14 protein-coding genes are annotated in these 14,527 nt (G+C 61.5%); 5 read left to right on the plus strand and 9 right to left on the minus strand.

Annotated features, from left to right (window positions below):
- Genes FIV38_RS18845 through FIV38_RS18855 form a run of 3 tightly spaced genes read right to left on the minus strand, consistent with a single transcriptional unit; the run spans position 1 to position 2,631 of the window.
- On the minus strand, positions 1-168 hold the full coding sequence (locus tag FIV38_RS18845) for a DUF2474 domain-containing protein (RefSeq protein WP_065942821.1): 168 nt from the start codon (positions 166-168) through the stop codon (positions 1-3).
- A 12-nt stretch (positions 169-180) separates the two neighbouring features.
- Positions 181-1,188: a cytochrome d ubiquinol oxidase subunit II gene (gene cydB / locus FIV38_RS18850; protein ID WP_029292140.1), complete on the minus strand. Its 1,008-nt coding sequence runs from the start codon at positions 1,186-1,188 to the stop codon at positions 181-183.
- Positions 1,189-1,191: 3 nt separating this feature from the next.
- Positions 1,192-2,631 carry a cytochrome ubiquinol oxidase subunit I gene (locus tag FIV38_RS18855; RefSeq protein WP_029292142.1) on the minus strand — a complete coding sequence of 480 codons (1,440 nt, stop codon included), beginning with the start codon at positions 2,629-2,631 and terminating at the stop codon, positions 1,192-1,194.
- Positions 2,632-2,974: 343 nt separating this feature from the next.
- Here FIV38_RS18855 and FIV38_RS18860 point away from each other — a divergent pair, with 343 nt between their 5' ends.
- Positions 2,975-4,207, plus strand: a complete 1,233-nt coding sequence (locus FIV38_RS18860) for an MFS transporter (RefSeq protein ID WP_092230555.1) — start codon at positions 2,975-2,977, stop codon at positions 4,205-4,207.
- A gap of 39 nt (positions 4,208-4,246) precedes the next feature.
- Here FIV38_RS18860 and FIV38_RS18865 read toward each other — a convergent pair whose 3' ends face one another.
- Positions 4,247-4,693 carry a DUF4879 domain-containing protein gene (locus tag FIV38_RS18865; protein ID WP_029292145.1) on the minus strand — a complete coding sequence of 149 codons (447 nt, stop codon included), beginning with the start codon at positions 4,691-4,693 and terminating at the stop codon, positions 4,247-4,249.
- A gap of 211 nt (positions 4,694-4,904) precedes the next feature.
- Here FIV38_RS18865 and FIV38_RS18870 point away from each other — a divergent pair, with 211 nt between their 5' ends.
- On the plus strand, positions 4,905-6,200 hold the full coding sequence (locus FIV38_RS18870; protein WP_029292147.1) for an NCS2 family permease: 1,296 nt from the start codon (positions 4,905-4,907) through the stop codon (positions 6,198-6,200).
- Positions 6,197-7,276: a tRNA (uridine(54)-C5)-methyltransferase TrmA gene (trmA, locus tag FIV38_RS18875; RefSeq protein ID WP_092230558.1), complete on the plus strand. Its 1,080-nt coding sequence runs from the start codon at positions 6,197-6,199 to the stop codon at positions 7,274-7,276. The genes FIV38_RS18870 and trmA overlap by 4 nt, the downstream gene beginning before the upstream one ends.
- A 165-nt stretch (positions 7,277-7,441) precedes the next feature.
- On the opposite strand, the gene FIV38_RS18880 is transcribed toward trmA, so the two are convergent.
- The 5 genes from FIV38_RS18880 to FIV38_RS18900 all read right to left on the minus strand — a co-directional run bounded on the left by FIV38_RS18880 (position 7,442) and on the right by FIV38_RS18900 (position 12,971).
- Positions 7,442-7,879 (minus strand): DUF2442 domain-containing protein, encoded by a 438-nt coding sequence (locus FIV38_RS18880; protein ID WP_092230561.1) that lies wholly within the window; start codon positions 7,877-7,879, stop codon positions 7,442-7,444.
- A complete protein-coding gene (locus FIV38_RS18885) occupies positions 7,876-8,304 on the minus strand; it encodes a DUF4160 domain-containing protein (protein ID WP_092230563.1) in 429 nt (142 codons plus the stop codon). The genes FIV38_RS18880 and FIV38_RS18885 overlap by 4 nt, the downstream gene beginning before the upstream one ends.
- A gap of 173 nt (positions 8,305-8,477) precedes the next feature.
- Positions 8,478-11,228, minus strand: coding sequence for a TonB-dependent receptor (locus tag FIV38_RS18890; protein WP_092230566.1), 2,751 nt, complete (start codon positions 11,226-11,228; stop codon positions 8,478-8,480).
- 172 nt (positions 11,229-11,400) lie between these two features.
- Positions 11,401-12,387: a FecR family protein gene (locus FIV38_RS18895; RefSeq protein WP_092230568.1), complete on the minus strand. Its 987-nt coding sequence runs from the start codon at positions 12,385-12,387 to the stop codon at positions 11,401-11,403.
- A 62-nt stretch (positions 12,388-12,449) separates the two neighbouring features.
- Complete coding sequence (locus FIV38_RS18900) at positions 12,450-12,971, minus strand: RNA polymerase sigma factor (RefSeq protein ID WP_029292158.1); 522 nt, start codon at positions 12,969-12,971, stop codon at positions 12,450-12,452.
- Positions 12,972-13,187: 216 nt separating this feature from the next.
- Here FIV38_RS18900 and aroQ point away from each other — a divergent pair, with 216 nt between their 5' ends.
- Positions 13,188-13,625 (plus strand): type II 3-dehydroquinate dehydratase, encoded by a 438-nt coding sequence (gene aroQ / locus FIV38_RS18905; protein WP_029292159.1) that lies wholly within the window; start codon positions 13,188-13,190, stop codon positions 13,623-13,625.
- Positions 13,622-14,476 carry a shikimate dehydrogenase gene (locus FIV38_RS18910; protein ID WP_092230570.1) on the plus strand — a complete coding sequence of 285 codons (855 nt, stop codon included), beginning with the start codon at positions 13,622-13,624 and terminating at the stop codon, positions 14,474-14,476. Before aroQ ends, FIV38_RS18910 begins: the two co-directional genes overlap by 4 nt.
- Positions 14,477-14,527 lie beyond the last annotated feature (51 nt).

Raw genomic sequence — 14,527 nt, forward strand, 5'->3', positions numbered from 1 at the left:
TCAGTGAGTGCTCAGGCCTGCAGCGTTCATAAACATGCGCATCAGGCTGGCCACCACGAACAGGGCCAGGACGCTGCCGGTCCAGATCATCGCCAGCCAACCCAGGCGCTGCCAGAGCGGCTTTTTCTCGGCCTGTTCGATGTCGTCCAGTGAAGGTTTACCGCTCATGGTGCAAGCCTCCTAGTGATAGCCGTCTTCATGGGTCACCTTGCCGCGGAATACGTAGTAGCTCCAGAAGGTGTAGCCCAGGATGAATGGGATGATGAACAGCGTACCCACCAGCATGAAGCCCTGGCTTTGTGGCGGTGCGGCAGCGTCCCAGATCGAGACCGACGGCGGAATGATGTTTGGCCACAGGCTGATACCCAGGCCGCTATAGCCCAGGAAGATCAGCACCAACGTCAACAGGAACGGCGCGTAATGGGCATTGCGGGCCACGGCGCGCACCAGGGCGTACATGGTCACCAACACCAGGATCGGCACCGGCAGGAACCAGAACAGGTTCGGCAGGGTGAACCAGCGCGAGGCGATGTCCGGGTGGGCCAGGGGCGTCCAGATGCTGACAATGCCAATCACCGCCAACACTACAAACGCCAGGGGCCGCGCCAGGTTGTGCATCTGCTCCTGCAACTTGCCTTCGGTCTTCATGATCAGCCAGGTGCAGCCCAGCAGCGCATAGGCCACGATCAAGGCCACACCGCAAAACAAAGCAAACGGCGAGAACCAGTCCAATGAACCACCGGCAAACTGGCGGTCGACCACCGGAATGCCTTCAATGAATGCCCCCAGCGCCACGCCCTGGAAGAAGGTGGCGGCCAGCGAGCCGCCAATAAACGCCTTGTCCCACAGGTGGCGCTTGTCATCCTTGGCCTTGAAGCGGAACTCAAAGGCCACGCCCCGGAAGATCAGGCCGATCAGCATCAGGATCAGCGGCAGGTAAAGCGCCGAGAGCACCACCGAGTAGGCCAGCGGGAACGCGCCGAACAACGCCGCGCCCCCCAGCACCAGCCAGGTCTCGTTGCCGTCCCACACGGGGGCGACGGTGTTCATCATTACGTCGCGGTCAGTCTTGCCTGGGATAAAGGGGAAGAGAATGCCGATCCCCAGGTCAAAGCCATCCATGACCACGTACATCATGATGCCGAAGATGATGATCACGGCCCAGATCAGCGGAAGATCAATACCCATGACTCAATTCCCCTTGTTCAGAGTGTCGCCGTGATCGGCGTCGCCGCTGTCATCGGCCGCCGACAATGGACGCGCCGGGGTGCGTTGCTGCCCAGGGCCACCGTGGGCCGGCTCGGTGCTTTCGTGGGTGACCGGGCCTTTGCGCACCAGGCGCATCATGTAGCCCAGGCCCGCGCCGAACAGAGCGAAGTACACCACCACAAACAGCGCCAGGGTGATGCTCATCTGCACCACGCTGTGGTTGGAGGAGGCATCCGCCGTGCGCATCAAGCCGTAGACCACCCAGGGCTGGCGCCCGATTTCGGTGGTGAACCAGCCGGCCAGGATTGCAATCAAGCCCGACGGGCCCATCCACAGCGCCAGATAGAGGAACGGTTTGTTGGTGTACATCCTGTCGCCCTTGCGCAGCCAGAGGCTGAACAGGCCGGTGAAGATCATCAGCATGCCCAGGCCGACCATGATGCGGAACGACCAGAACACGATGGTCGAATTGGCGCGGTCCTCGGGCGGGAACTCCTTGAGGGCCGGCACTTGCTTGTCCAGGGAATGGGTGAGGATCAGGCTGCCCAGGTAGGGGATTTCCACCTTGTACTTGGTCCGCTCCTCCTTCATGTCCGGCCAGCCGAACAGGATCAGCGGGGTCGGTTCATTCCCAATGTTTTCCCAATGGCCTTCAATCGCGGCAATTTTTGCCGGCTGATGCTTGAGGGTGTTGAGGCCGTGGAAGTCACCGATCACCGCCTGGATCGGCGCGACGATCAGCGCCATCCACATTGCCATCGACAGCATGGTGCGGATCGCCGGGTTGTCCTTGCCACGCAACAAGTGCCAGGCCGCCGAGGAACCGACGAAGAACGCGGTGGCGACAAACGCCGCCGTAGCCATGTGCGCCAGGCGATAGGGGAACGAGGGGTTGAAGATCACTGCCAGCCAATCGGTGGGGATCACTCGGCCATCGATGATTTCAAAGCCTTGCGGCGTCTGCATCCAGCTGTTGGACGCGAGGATCCAGAAGGTCGAGATCAACGTACCGACCGCTACCATCACCGTGGCAAAGAAGTGCAACTTGCGCCCGACCTTGTTCCAGCCGAACAGCATCACCCCCAGAAAGCCCGCTTCGAGGAAGAATGCGGTGAGCACTTCATAGGTCAGCAAGGGCCCCGTGACGGAACCGGCGAAGTCCGAGAAGCGGCTCCAGTTGGTGCCGAACTGATAAGCCATGACTAGGCCCGAGACCACACCCATGCCGAAGTTGACGGCAAAGATCTTTGACCAGAAGTGGTAGAGGTCACGGTAGGTATCGTTGTGGGTCTTGAGCCACAGGCCTTCCAGCACCGCGAGGTAACTGGCCAGGCCAATGGTGATGGCCGGGAACAGGATATGGAACGAGATGGTGAATGCGAATTGAATTCGGGCGAGATCTAGCGCCTCCAAACCGAACATAAGTCTTCCTCTGTCAGGTAATACCGGCTGCTGGCTGGGGGCCTGCACCCACTGCCCCCACGGATATGGAGTGTGGCGAATTGCAATTCGTTCTTTTTTTACCAACCACGTAGGGATTCTGGCCTTCTGGCCGCCACACCAACGCTCCAATCAGCATTGATCTGGATCAAGCAACGATGAAAGAGTAGTCCCATTTTTCGGCTTGGACTGTGTGGTCTTTTGCCGCGTGACAGGATGACTCAGCGAAATAGATGCCTTGCTAAGGATATTTCCTTGGCAGCAACTATTTGTTACAGCTTGATGCTAATCTCGGCGCTTCCCAGGTTCAGTCCAGTGCTTGCCGATGCCCAGTGAAACCCCGCTGCTGTTACGTCATCACCGCCCGTTTATTGCGTTTTGGCTGGCCCGGATCTTTACCGCCAGTGGCTTCCAGATGCTCACGGTGGCCATCGGCTGGAACCTCTACCAACTGACCGGCAATGTGCTGGACCTGGGGTTGGTGGGCCTGGTGGAGTTTGTGCCGCGGGTGCTGTTCATGCTGCACACCGGGCATGTGGCCGATCGCTACGAACGACGCAGAGTCGCCGCCATCTGCCAGACGCTGCAGGCGTTAATCGCCCTGGCGCTGGTCGTTGGCAGCCTGACGGACAATATCACCCGCGAGATGATTTTTATCCTGGCCTTCCTGCTGGGCGCGGCCCGCTCCTTCGAGCTGCCCACCACCCAGGCCCTGCTGCCAAGCATCGTGCCCACTGCCCTGTTCCCACGGGCGGTGGCGGCGGCGCAGTCAGCCCAGCAATCGGCAACCATCGTCGCGCCGGCACTGGGCGGCCTGCTCTATGCCTTCGGCAGCGCATGGGTGTATGGCCCGACGGTATTGCTGTACCTGATTGCCTGCCTGCTGACCCTCAACCTGCCCGCCCGGCAGACCCCACTGAACAAGGGCAAGGCGACGCTGGATTCGTTGCTGGCGGGGATCCGCTTTATCCGCAGCCGCCCAGACATCCTCGGGGCGATTTCCCTGGACCTGTTTGCGGTGCTGCTGGGCGGCGCCACGGCGTTGTTGCCGGTGTTCGCCAAGGACATCCTGCTGACCGGCCCCTGGGGCTTGGGGCTGCTGCGTTCGGCGCCAGCGGTGGGCGCGCTGCTGATGTCGTTGTGGCTGGCGCGGTTTGCCGTGGACCGGCATGTGGGCCGCGTGATGTTTACTGCCGTCGGGGTGTTTGGCGTGGCGACGATTGCCTTTGGCCTGTCCACCTCGTTCTGGTTCTCGTTGGCCGTGCTGGTGGTGCTGGGGGCGGCGGACATGATCAGCATGGTGATCCGCGCCTCATTCGTGCAATTGGAAACCCCCGATGAAATGCGCGGGCGGGTCAGTGCAGTCAATGGCTTGTTTATCGGGGCGTCCAATCAGTTGGGCGAGTTCGAGTCCGGCGTCACCGCCCACTGGCTGGGCACGGTGCCCGCCGTGGTGCTGGGCGGGGTCGGCACGCTGCTGGTGACCGGGGTGTGGATCAAGCTGTTCCCGACGCTGGCCAAACGGGACCGCATGCATACCCCGGCCGAAACGCCCTGAACCTGTAGGAGCCGGCTTGCCGGCTCCTACAGGGGGTCATCATTGGATGCGCAACTGAGTCTTCAGGGTATTGCGCGGCACATTGATCGACGTGTTGCTGTACTCGAACCAGCCCGCGGCGCGGATATCCACGTCAAATACATAGATGTAGCCCATCAACGTGCCAGCGCCATTGCAGGCCTGGCTGATGGAGCCCACCTGGCAAATCGCCGTCTTTTGCCCCGCAAGCCGCGCCCCATCAAAGGTGGCGATGGCGTTGTTGCCCAGCCCCACTTCCATCACCGAGACCCGCGTCGGCCCGCGGTGCTGGCACTGCCGGGTGCTGTCGACGCCTTCGGCGACGGACTCCTTGCACGCCTGGGATTGCACCTGGAACACCCGCACCTCGCTCAAGGCTGGTGCAGGCGCGCCCCACGCCGGTGCCGCCGCCAGCCACAGGCCAATGCAGGCGAACGGAGCTAGACTCCACGCGATGGCTTTTTTCATGCTTTGGATGACCCCGGACTGAACGTCGACGGAGTATGCCTCAAGGCCACACTCAACAAAACCGAGGCCGGGCGCCACAGGCCGTCGACCTGCTGGTATGATGCGCCGCTTTTTCCGATCCTCTGTAGAAAACACGCGGCGCTTGGCGCAGTTTGTGCTTTGACTTTGAGGTCAACAAATCACGGCGCCAAGCGCGCCACAGGGAGCAGGCATGCTGGAAAAGCTGTTTCAACTCAAGGCACACAACACCAACGTGCGTACCGAGATTCTGGCCGGTATCACGACATTCCTGGCCATGGCCTACATCCTGTTCGTCAACCCGAGCATCCTCGGCGAGACCGGTATGGACAAGGGTGCGCTGTTTGTCGCCACCTGCCTGGCGGCGGCCATCGGCTCGACGATCATGGGCCTGATCGCCAACTACCCGATTGCCCTGGCACCGGGCATGGGCCTGAACGCCTTCTTTACCTACACCGTAGTGCTGCATCTGGGGCATACCTGGCAAGTGGCGCTCGGCGCGGTGTTTATCTCCGCCGTGCTGTTTTTCCTGCTGTCGATCTTCCGCATCCGCGAGTGGATCATCAATGCGATCCCCCTGCCCCTGCGTTCGGCAATTGCCGCTGGTATCGGCCTGTTCCTGGCGCTGATCGCCCTGCATAACGCCGGGATCGTGGTCAGCAACCCGGCGACCATGCTGGGCATGGGCGACCTGGCCAAACCTGCACCGATCCTGGCCACCCTGGGCTTTTTCCTGATCGTGGCCCTGGAAGCCCTGAAAGTGCGCGGCGCGGTGTTGATCGGCATCCTTGCGGTGACCGTCGCGGCCATCGCGCTCGGCGTGACCCCATTCGGCGGCGTGGTTTCGATGCCTCCGTCCCTGGCCCCGACCTTCCTGCAACTGGATATCGCCGGCGCCCTCGACGTAGGCTTGATCAGCGTGATCTTCGCCTTTCTGTTCGTTGATCTGTTCGACAACTCCGGCACCCTGATCGGCGTCGCCAAGCGCGCGGGCCTGATGGGCAAGGACGGCCACATGCCGAAAATGGGACGCGCCCTGATCGCCGACAGCACCGCGGCCATGGCCGGTTCGCTGCTGGGCACCTCGACCACCACCAGCTACATCGAGTCTGCTGCTGGCGTGAGCGCTGGTGGCCGCACTGGCCTGACCGCCATCGTGGTGGCGATCATGTTCCTGCTGGCGCTGTTCTTCTCGCCATTGGCGGCCAGCGTCCCGGCGTTTGCCACCGCTCCCGCGCTGCTGTTTGTCGCGGTGCTGATGACCTCGGGCCTGGCGGAAATCGACTGGGACGATATTACTGTTGCCGCACCGGTGGTGATCACCGCCCTGGCGATGCCCTTCACTTACTCCATCGCCAATGGCATCGCCTTCGGCTTCATCGCCTGGACCGGTATCAAGCTGCTTACGGGCCGCTACCGTGAACTCAACCCAGCGCTGGTGATCCTGTCGATCCTGTTCGTGATCAAGCTAGGCTGGTTCCCCGCATGACTTTTGACGCAGCAAGTTACGCCCTGCAACTGCAAGAAAAGGTCACGCGCTTGCGTGACCTGCTCGCGCCGTTCGACGCGCCCGAGCCGCAGGTGTTCGATTCGCCCCTGCAGAACTTCCGCCTGCGCGCCGAATTCCGCCTGTGGCGCGAAGACGGCCAGCGCCACTACGCGATGTTTTCCCAGGACGACAAGCGCACGCCGATCCTGATCGAAGAATTCCCCATCGCCAGCTTGCGTATCAACCAGTTGATGCCGCAACTCAAGGCCGCCTGGCAAGCCAGCGCCGCCCTGAGCCACAAGCTGTTCCAGGTGGAGTTCCTCACCACCCTGGCCGGCGACGCGATGATCACTCTGTGCTATCACCGCCCGCTGGACGAGCATTGGCACACCGCAGCCAACAAGCTGGCGGCCGATCTGAACGTCAGCATCATCGGCCGCTCCAAGGGCAAGCGCGATGTGATTGGCCACGACTACGTGGTCGAGAAACTCGCTGTCGGCGGTCGCACCTTCAGCTATCGCCAGCCCGAAGGCGCCTTCACCCAGCCCAACGGTACGGTGAACCAGAAGATGCTCAACTGGGCCTATGACGCCCTGGGCGATCGCAGTGATGACCTGCTGGAGTTGTATTGCGGTAACGGCAACTTCACCCTGCCCCTGGCGACCCGCGTGCGCAAGGTGCTGGCCACCGAGATCAGCAAGACGTCGGTCAATGCTGCCTTGAGCAATCTCGATGAAAACGCGGTGGATAACGTGACCCTGGTACGCCTGTCCGCCGAAGAACTGACCGAAGCCCTGAACGAAGTGCGGCCGTTCCGACGCCTGCACGGTATCAACCTCAAGAGCTACGAGTTCGGCAGCGTCTTCGTCGACCCGCCCCGTGCCGGCATGGACCCGGACACCTGCGAGTTGACCCGGCGCTTCGAGAACATCCTGTACATCTCCTGCAACCCGGAAACGTTGGCGGCGAACATTGCACAACTGCACGACACCCACCGCATCACACGCTGCGCGATGTTCGACCAGTTCCCGTGGACCCACCATATGGAATCGGGCGTGCTGCTGACCCGGCGCTAACCCTTTAGGCCATAGCAGATCCAAAAATATGGGGCTTATGTGGGAGCGGGCTTGCTCGCGAATGCGGTGGATCAGTTGCCAAGTAGTTGGCTGACCTACCGCATTCGCGAGCAAGCCCGCTCCCACATAAGCCCGTACACATTGGATTGGCGGGTATCCCCCGGCTTATTCTTCCTTACGCGGCCGACCGCCCTTCTTGCCATTGGCGCGGGCGGCCTCGGACTTGGCGGCACTGGTTTTACGGCCGTTACGCGATGCCACCATGCTCGCAGCCAGGTCCATCAACGGCTGGCTGGTGGCGATCAGGCCTGTGATCGATACATGCAGGTCACGGGCTTCACAGCACAGCGCCTTGCCACCAAACCCGACCTCCAGTGCCCGAAAGTCTTCTACAGAAAAACCTTCGAACTCCGTAAGACCGGCCACTGGCAACATGATGCGGCTACCGTCGCTGAAGCCAATGCAAATGCAGTCGTCTGCGTAACTCACCGAACTGGCGTTGGCGTACACCCGCTTGAGCTTGCGCCCACGGGCTACAGCCTTATCGATGTCGGCCTCAGTGATCGGGACATCGGGCCGTACTTTGGCTTTTACACTTTTCATAACTCAATCTCCACGGATCCTGGCGCCCTCACCAGATTCAAAATGGTTCGCCGCCCCGCAACATCGTGCCGGGCACTGGCAATCACGTAGACTCCCGGCCGGATGACCAGCCCCGGCACAACCTCATCGGCCTCCCAATCCCAGGAATGGTTGTCCAGGCAGACCGTTTGCAGCTTCTCCCACCAGATCCTGCGAGCCCGCGCCAGATAATGCTGCTGCATCAATGTCTGGCGAATGCCTTCCAGAACTGCCCCTGATGGTCGCCGCCGCTCAGGATCCACATCCCACAACGCCACATCCCCATCCAGAAAACTGAAACGAAAACGCGCATCCCATTCCTTGCCCATGACATGTACGTGGGGCGGGCAATGCTCATCCCTGAGCAACACTGCAATCACATGTCCTTTGTAAGTGCCTACTCTCATCGTAACCCATCCGTTAGGTTATTTATTACCGATCAGCGCCTGCTCGGGCCCCAACCGACAGCCGGCTCCTTCTAAATGCCAAGGCTGCCTCACAGACTAGTAACGAATGACACGGCTTCAAATGCCGGGTTGTAACCGCGAATGCCCAAGACCTGCGGGCTCAAACGCCTTGCTCAGAACCGGTATTCGAGCATCCCGCTCAACGTGCGGCCCCGCGCCAGGCTGAGGTTGTTGGCGTCGCCCATGGCCACGAAATAGGCTTCGTCGGTGGCGTTTTCCAGGGCCAGGCCAAGGTTCAGGTGGTCGGTCATCCAGTAACTGGCGTACAGGTCGTAGAGGGTGTATTGCGGCCACAGCGCCTGGTCGATGAAGTCGTAGCCCTGCTGGTTGAGGTTGGCACCGTTACCCGAGCTGTAGCGCACCCGCACCCCGGTATCCAGGCGTTTTTCCAGAAACCGCGCGCCCAGTGTCAGCGAGCCGCGATCCGCTGGCATATAGGTAGCGTTGCCCATGATTCGGCCGCAGCTCTCTTTGTTGTTGGCAACCTCATCATCCAGCACCTCATAAGTGGTGACAGGCCTGACCCCCGGACGGCCGTCCGGACGAATGTAGGATTCGATACGCGTAGTCCTCGGCCCGCTGGTCTTGGCTCCGCCCATGTAATAGTTTTTCGAACAGAAGTCGTTACTGCCGATCATATGGGTGTAGCTCAGGTTGGCGTAGGCCCGGCCCATGTCGTAGTTGAGCTGGTATTCCATGCCGCGAAAGCGCGTCGGTGCAGTGTTGTTGACGTAGGCCATGGTCCCCAGGAAGCCGCCAACGCTGGTTTCCGGCAAGCTGACGCTGTGGTTGAGGAACGAGAAGTTTTCGATCTTGGTATCGAAGTAGGCGACCTTGATGCCCAGGCGGTCGTCGTTGAAAAACAGCCCTTCCTTGAACACGTTGACCCCCATTTCCCAATCCCGCGACTCTTCAGCCTTCAGATAAGGGTTGGGAAACACCCGCTCTGACGAGCTGCCGCCATGGGGCCGACCGGTCATGAAGGTCTCCGTGACTGCCGGCGGGCGCCAGCCCTTGCCCCAGCGCGCATAGAGTTGCATCCACTCCAGCCCAGGCTTGATACCGATGCCAAAGGTGGGCGAGAAGTGCCCCTCTTCATTGTCGATATCAAACACCTCGGCCACCCGCTTGGCGCCCACCAGGCTGTTGTAGAAACGGTCACGTTTGTAGAGGGTCATTCCGGTCTGGCCTTCAAGCCGGTAGCGGTCGTACCGCAGGCCGGCATCCAGGGTCAGCCAGTTGTCGTATTCGTATTGCAGGTTATTGAACAGGCTGGCGATGGTGCGCTTGCCGCCAGGGGTGGCGCCTTCGACGTACGGCAGCAAGCCCTGGAGGTTGACCGCCTCGACCTTGTTGCTGCGCGGTTTGAATTCGTCCTGGTACATCTCCAGGCCGTAGTTCCAGCTGACGCGCCCCAACGTATTGAAATCGAAGCGCGAGGTGTTGTCGGCCTGCAAGCCCCAGGTGTCGGTCTGGAAGTGATCGGTGTAGCCGCCGACCTCGTTGCCCGTGCCCGGCGTCGCCAGGTTCGGCGCATTGGTCCGCTCCAATTGCGTCGTGACGTAGTACGCCTTGGCCTTGAAGTCGATCAGTGGGTTGTCCGGGGTGTAGCTGTAGTCCAGCGCGACGTTCTTGGCGTTGAGGTTGTTCTTGCTCACACGCTGGTAGTAAACGCTTTGCGCATCGTCGGCGGTATAGGCCCAGGCATCGTTGCTGTCGCTGTCGCTTTGCAGGTAGCTCAGTTGCACACGCTGGTCGTTGGGCAGGTTCAGGCCCAGCTTGACGATCTGCGAGCGGGTCACGCTGCCCATGTCGCCGACTTCGCTGTTCAACCAATCGTCAAACGCTTCGGGTTGGTATTTGCGCGCGCGCAGGTTGGTGCCCAGTTTCTGATCGTTGTGGGTACCGGCGCGGTAATCGCCAAAGTGTCGCTCGCTATAGCCCAGCAGCACATCGCCACGCTCATCGCCAAAGGCAAACACGCCGCTGCCGTTGAAGTGGGTGCCGTTACCCAGTTTACCGATGCCGTTACCCGCGCGCAGACGCCCGCCGTACTCCTTGCCATCGGCCAAAAACTCACTGGCGTCCAGGGTCTTGAAAGACGCGATCCCGCCGAGCACCGCCGCGCCGCCCATGCCCGACTGGCTGCCTTTGTCGATCTCGATGCTGGAGACAAACTCCGGGTCGATCACCATCGTGCCGTTGCGTTGCTGGTGGCCGTTGACGTTGAAGTTCTGGCGCATGCCATCGATGTTCATATTGACCCGGCCGTAGTCCTGCACCCCACGGATATTCACCGACAGGCCAGGGTCACGCTGATTGACGGCGGTGTAGACGCCGGCGGTTTCTTCAAGCATGTCGGCGGCGTGCCGGGGTGGGCGCTTGTCGATCTGCTCACGGGTGATCACCGCTACCGAGCGCGGCGTTTCATACACCCAGTCACTGGGCTTGCCGTTGGTATTGGCATGGATGGTGGTGGTGCCGACAGTCAACGCGCCGTCCTGTTCGACACTCACGCGATTGAGGGTGACCTGGCGTGCGCCGGTAAAGCGATACTCCACCGGCGCGCTGCCCAACAAGCGTCCCAGGCCTTCCTGAACACTGTACTGGCCCTTGAGCGCGGTGCTGCTGAGGCCTTGCAGGCGCGGGCTGTCGAACAGCACCTGCAAGCCGGCCTGGTCGGCAAAGGCCAGGACTGCGCCGCCCAGGGGTTGGGCGGGAATATCGAACATCAGCGTCGAAGGCTGCGAAGCGCCGGCCACGGGGGCAGCGGCGTAGGCCTGCCCTGCAGTGGCAAACAGAGCCAAGTGAATGGCCAGGGCCAACCGGCTGCCGGTGGTGCGCCCTTTGGTGATTGCAGACATTGTGGTGATCCCCTCGCTGAGCGTTTTTTGTTTATGCGAATACTTCTCGATTAGCAAGACGCGTCAGGGATAGGGACTCAGTAAGTGTTTCTGAAAATTGTTTGAAGATCAGCCAGGAATGCGGGCCAGCTCCCACACACAAGCGCCCGTTCACAGGAAGGTTTGCGATATGTCAGTAGATCAGGCTGACGCCCGCCAGATCAAAGCGTCGCACCTGCAACTCTTCGGTCAAGGTGCCCAGCGCCTGGTCCAGCATGTCGAGGCGGAACACCGCGCTGACTTCACGATTGGCCAGGTCGGCATTGCTCAATACCACCCGGCCGGGGCGGTAGCGATTGAGTTCTTCAACCACCTTGGCCAGCGGCTGGCGATCGAACACCAGCACCCCACGCCGCCAACTGGTGGCCCGCGCCAGGTCAAAATCTGGCAGGCCGCTCACACCATCCTGCGCCCTGTAGCGGGCGGCCTGCCCTTCGTGGAGGACCGTGGTTTGCGCTCGGTCTTGTTGGGTCACCGCCACGCTGTGTTGCAGCACGCCCACCCACGCCTGGTCGTCGGCCTCGCGACCGACCACAAAGCGCGTGCCCAGCGCCCGGGTTTGGCCGCCGGCACTCTGCACCACGAATGGCCGGGTTTCCTGCCCGGCCATGGGCGCCACGTCAAAAATCGCCGAGCCGGCCAACAGGCTGATCCGCCGCTGCTCGCCGTCGAAGTCCAGGCGGATGGCGCTGGAGGAATCCAGCTCCACAGTGCTGCCGTCAATCAGGCGGACCATGCGCACTTCGCCCTTGGCGGTCAGGTAGTCGGCCTGCATCTGTAGCAAGGCTTGCGGCCCCTGCAACCAGCCAACACCGGCGACCACCAGCAACAGCGCGACACTCGCAGCCACGCGCCAGGTTCGCCGACGCTGGGCGCGACGCGGTGCCACGCCAGCAGGTGGTGGACGCTGGCGATGCACCGGTGCATCCAGTTGCAGTTCACCCAGGGCCGCCCAGGTCTGCTGGGCAAACTCCAGTTCTGCGGCGTGGCGACTGTCGCTGTCGATCCAGCGTTGCAGTGCGGCATGTTCCTGCACATCCAGCCCCCCCGCATGCAGGCGCACCGCCCAATCGGCGGCGACCTCGGTAATGCTGGGCTGTTGCGACTCCTGGCTATTCACGTGTGAGTCTCGAATTCTCGTTGTATGAAACAGTGACGTTTGAGCTGCGTTTTTTCAGTAATTCATTCGTCGGATGGCGTCACATCGCCCTCCCGCAAACGCTGTATGACATGCGCCAGCGCCTTGGCCAGATGCTTTTGCACTGAACTGTCGGAAATTTCAAGATGCCGCGCGACCTGGGCGTGGGTCATGCCTTCGACGCGGTTCAGGCGGAAAATCTGCTGGGTGCGCTCCGGCAGTTCCGCCAACGCCTGCTTCAATGCCTGTCGTTGTTGCTGCGCCATTGCCTGAGCCTCCAACCCGGCCACTTCATCTTCAATCTCGGCCAACGCCTCATGGGGCACGGAGTCGGTCTTGCGCCGTGCTTCCTGGCGAATATGGTCGATCAGCAGATTGCTCGCCGTGCGGTAGAGATAGCCCTGGGAGTTGTCGATCCGCTCGCTGGACGGCTTTTGTGCCAGGCGCAAGAAGCTCTCCTGCACCAGGTCCGCAGCCAACTGAGGGTCCCGCACCTTGCGCAGCAGATACCGACGCAGGGTATCGGCATGCTTGAGAAACAGGCCCTTGAGATCCACGTCCGACAAACCGACTCCCTGGGGGTGTAAAGGAAACAGGCGCGCATCTTAAGCGTTGTCGAGAATGATTTTCAATTGATATCAACTCTTGGGTGGTATCGCCTGCCTCTATTCAGCGTTCGATAATCGAACGGTTATCCACGGTGCGGCGTTTGGCCAATTGACCAAATTAACCATTCAGTACATTTTGTCCCCATCAATAAAAACAACAGTGGAGACATTTCCATGGCGCCTATCGTGCTGGTCCTCAACGGCCCTAACCTGAACCTGCTTGGCACCCGCGAACCGGCCACCTATGGCCACGAGACCCTGGCCGACGTCGCCGCGCTGTGCGGGCGCAGCGCCGAACAATTGGGGTTGAAACTGGAGTTTCGCCAGACCAACCACGAAGGCGAACTGCTGGACTGGATCCACGGGGCCCGCGCCCGTTGTGCCGGGATCGTGATCAACCCGGCGGCCTGGACCCACACCTCGGTGGCCATCCGCGACGCCTTGGTGGCCAGTGAACTGCCGGTGATCGAAGTGCATCTGTCCAACGTGCACGCCCGTGAACCCTTCCGCCATCACTCCTTTGTTTCCCCTATCGCCAAGGCCGTGCTCGCCGGGTTTGGCAGCCACGGCTATCACTTGGCCCTTGAGCATTTCAGCCGGGTGCTCAAATGAAGCCACGCATCCTCGCCGGCCTGATCGGTGCCGGCATCCAGGCCTCCCGCACACCGGCCCTGCATGAGCAGGAAGGCGATGCCCAGGGCTTGCGCTACCTGTATCGCCTGATCGACCTCGATCAGTTGCACATGGACAGCAGCGCCCTGCCCGACTTGCTCACGGCCGCCGAACAGATGAACTTCACCGGGTTGAACATCACCTACCCGTGCAAGCAAGTGATCCTGGCGCTGCTCGATGAACTATCGCCCGAAGCGCGGGGCATCGGTGCGGTCAACACCGTGATCTGGCGCGACGGCAAGCGCATCGGCCACAACACCGACTGCCTGGGTTTTGCCGAAGGATTTCGCCGTGGCCTGCATGAGGCTGCGCGCCAGCGCGTGGTGCAGATGGGGGCCGGTGGCGCGGGCGCAGCAGTGGCCCACGCACTGTTGGCCGAAGGTGTCGGGCAGTTGAGTATTTTCGATGTGGACCACGGGCGCGCGCAAAGCCTGGCGGATAACCTCAACCAGCATTTCGGCGCCGGCCGCGCGCAGGCCGGCAGTGATCTGGACAGCGCGATGACGGCGGCTGACGGCCTGGTCAATACCACGCCCATGGGCATGGCCAAGCTGCCGGGCATGCCAGTGCCAGCGCGGTTGCTACGCGCTGCGCTGTGGGTCGCGGAAATCGTCTACTTCCCGCTGGAAACCGAACTGCTGCGCACGGCCCGGGCCTTGGGCTGTCGCACGCTGGATGGGGGCAATATGGCCGTGTTCCAGGCGGTGAAGGCGTTTGAGTTGTTCAGTGGCAAGAAAGCAGACGCACAAAGGATGCTCGATCATTTCCAGAGCATGAACACTTCACTGTAGAAACCGGTTCCTAATGTGGGAGCAGGCGTGCCTGCTCCCACACAAGCCCGC

The organism is Pseudomonas proteolytica (genome assembly GCF_007858275.1).
Classification (GTDB): Bacteria; Pseudomonadota; Gammaproteobacteria; order Pseudomonadales; family Pseudomonadaceae; genus Aquipseudomonas; species Aquipseudomonas proteolytica.

Coding starts and splice junctions, on each gene's coding strand:
- FIV38_RS18845 (WP_065942821.1), bottom strand. CDS start 168: ATGAGCGGTAAACCTTCACTGGACGACATCGAACAGGCCGAGAAAAAG.
- cydB (WP_029292140.1), bottom strand. CDS start 1,188: ATGGGTATTGATCTTCCGCTGATCTGGGCCGTGATCATCATCTTCGGC.
- FIV38_RS18855 (WP_029292142.1), bottom strand. CDS start 2,631: ATGTTCGGTTTGGAGGCGCTAGATCTCGCCCGAATTCAATTCGCATTC.
- FIV38_RS18860 (WP_092230555.1), top strand. CDS start 2,975: ATGCCCAGTGAAACCCCGCTGCTGTTACGTCATCACCGCCCGTTTATT.
- FIV38_RS18865 (WP_029292145.1), bottom strand. CDS start 4,693: ATGAAAAAAGCCATCGCGTGGAGTCTAGCTCCGTTCGCCTGCATTGGC.
- FIV38_RS18870 (WP_029292147.1), top strand. CDS start 4,905: ATGCTGGAAAAGCTGTTTCAACTCAAGGCACACAACACCAACGTGCGT.
- trmA (WP_092230558.1), top strand. CDS start 6,197: ATGACTTTTGACGCAGCAAGTTACGCCCTGCAACTGCAAGAAAAGGTC.
- FIV38_RS18880 (WP_092230561.1), bottom strand. CDS start 7,879: ATGAAAAGTGTAAAAGCCAAAGTACGGCCCGATGTCCCGATCACTGAG.
- FIV38_RS18885 (WP_092230563.1), bottom strand. CDS start 8,304: ATGAGAGTAGGCACTTACAAAGGACATGTGATTGCAGTGTTGCTCAGG.
- FIV38_RS18890 (WP_092230566.1), bottom strand. CDS start 11,228: ATGTCTGCAATCACCAAAGGGCGCACCACCGGCAGCCGGTTGGCCCTG.
- aroQ (WP_029292159.1), top strand. CDS start 13,188: ATGGCGCCTATCGTGCTGGTCCTCAACGGCCCTAACCTGAACCTGCTT.
- FIV38_RS18910 (WP_092230570.1), top strand. CDS start 13,622: ATGAAGCCACGCATCCTCGCCGGCCTGATCGGTGCCGGCATCCAGGCC.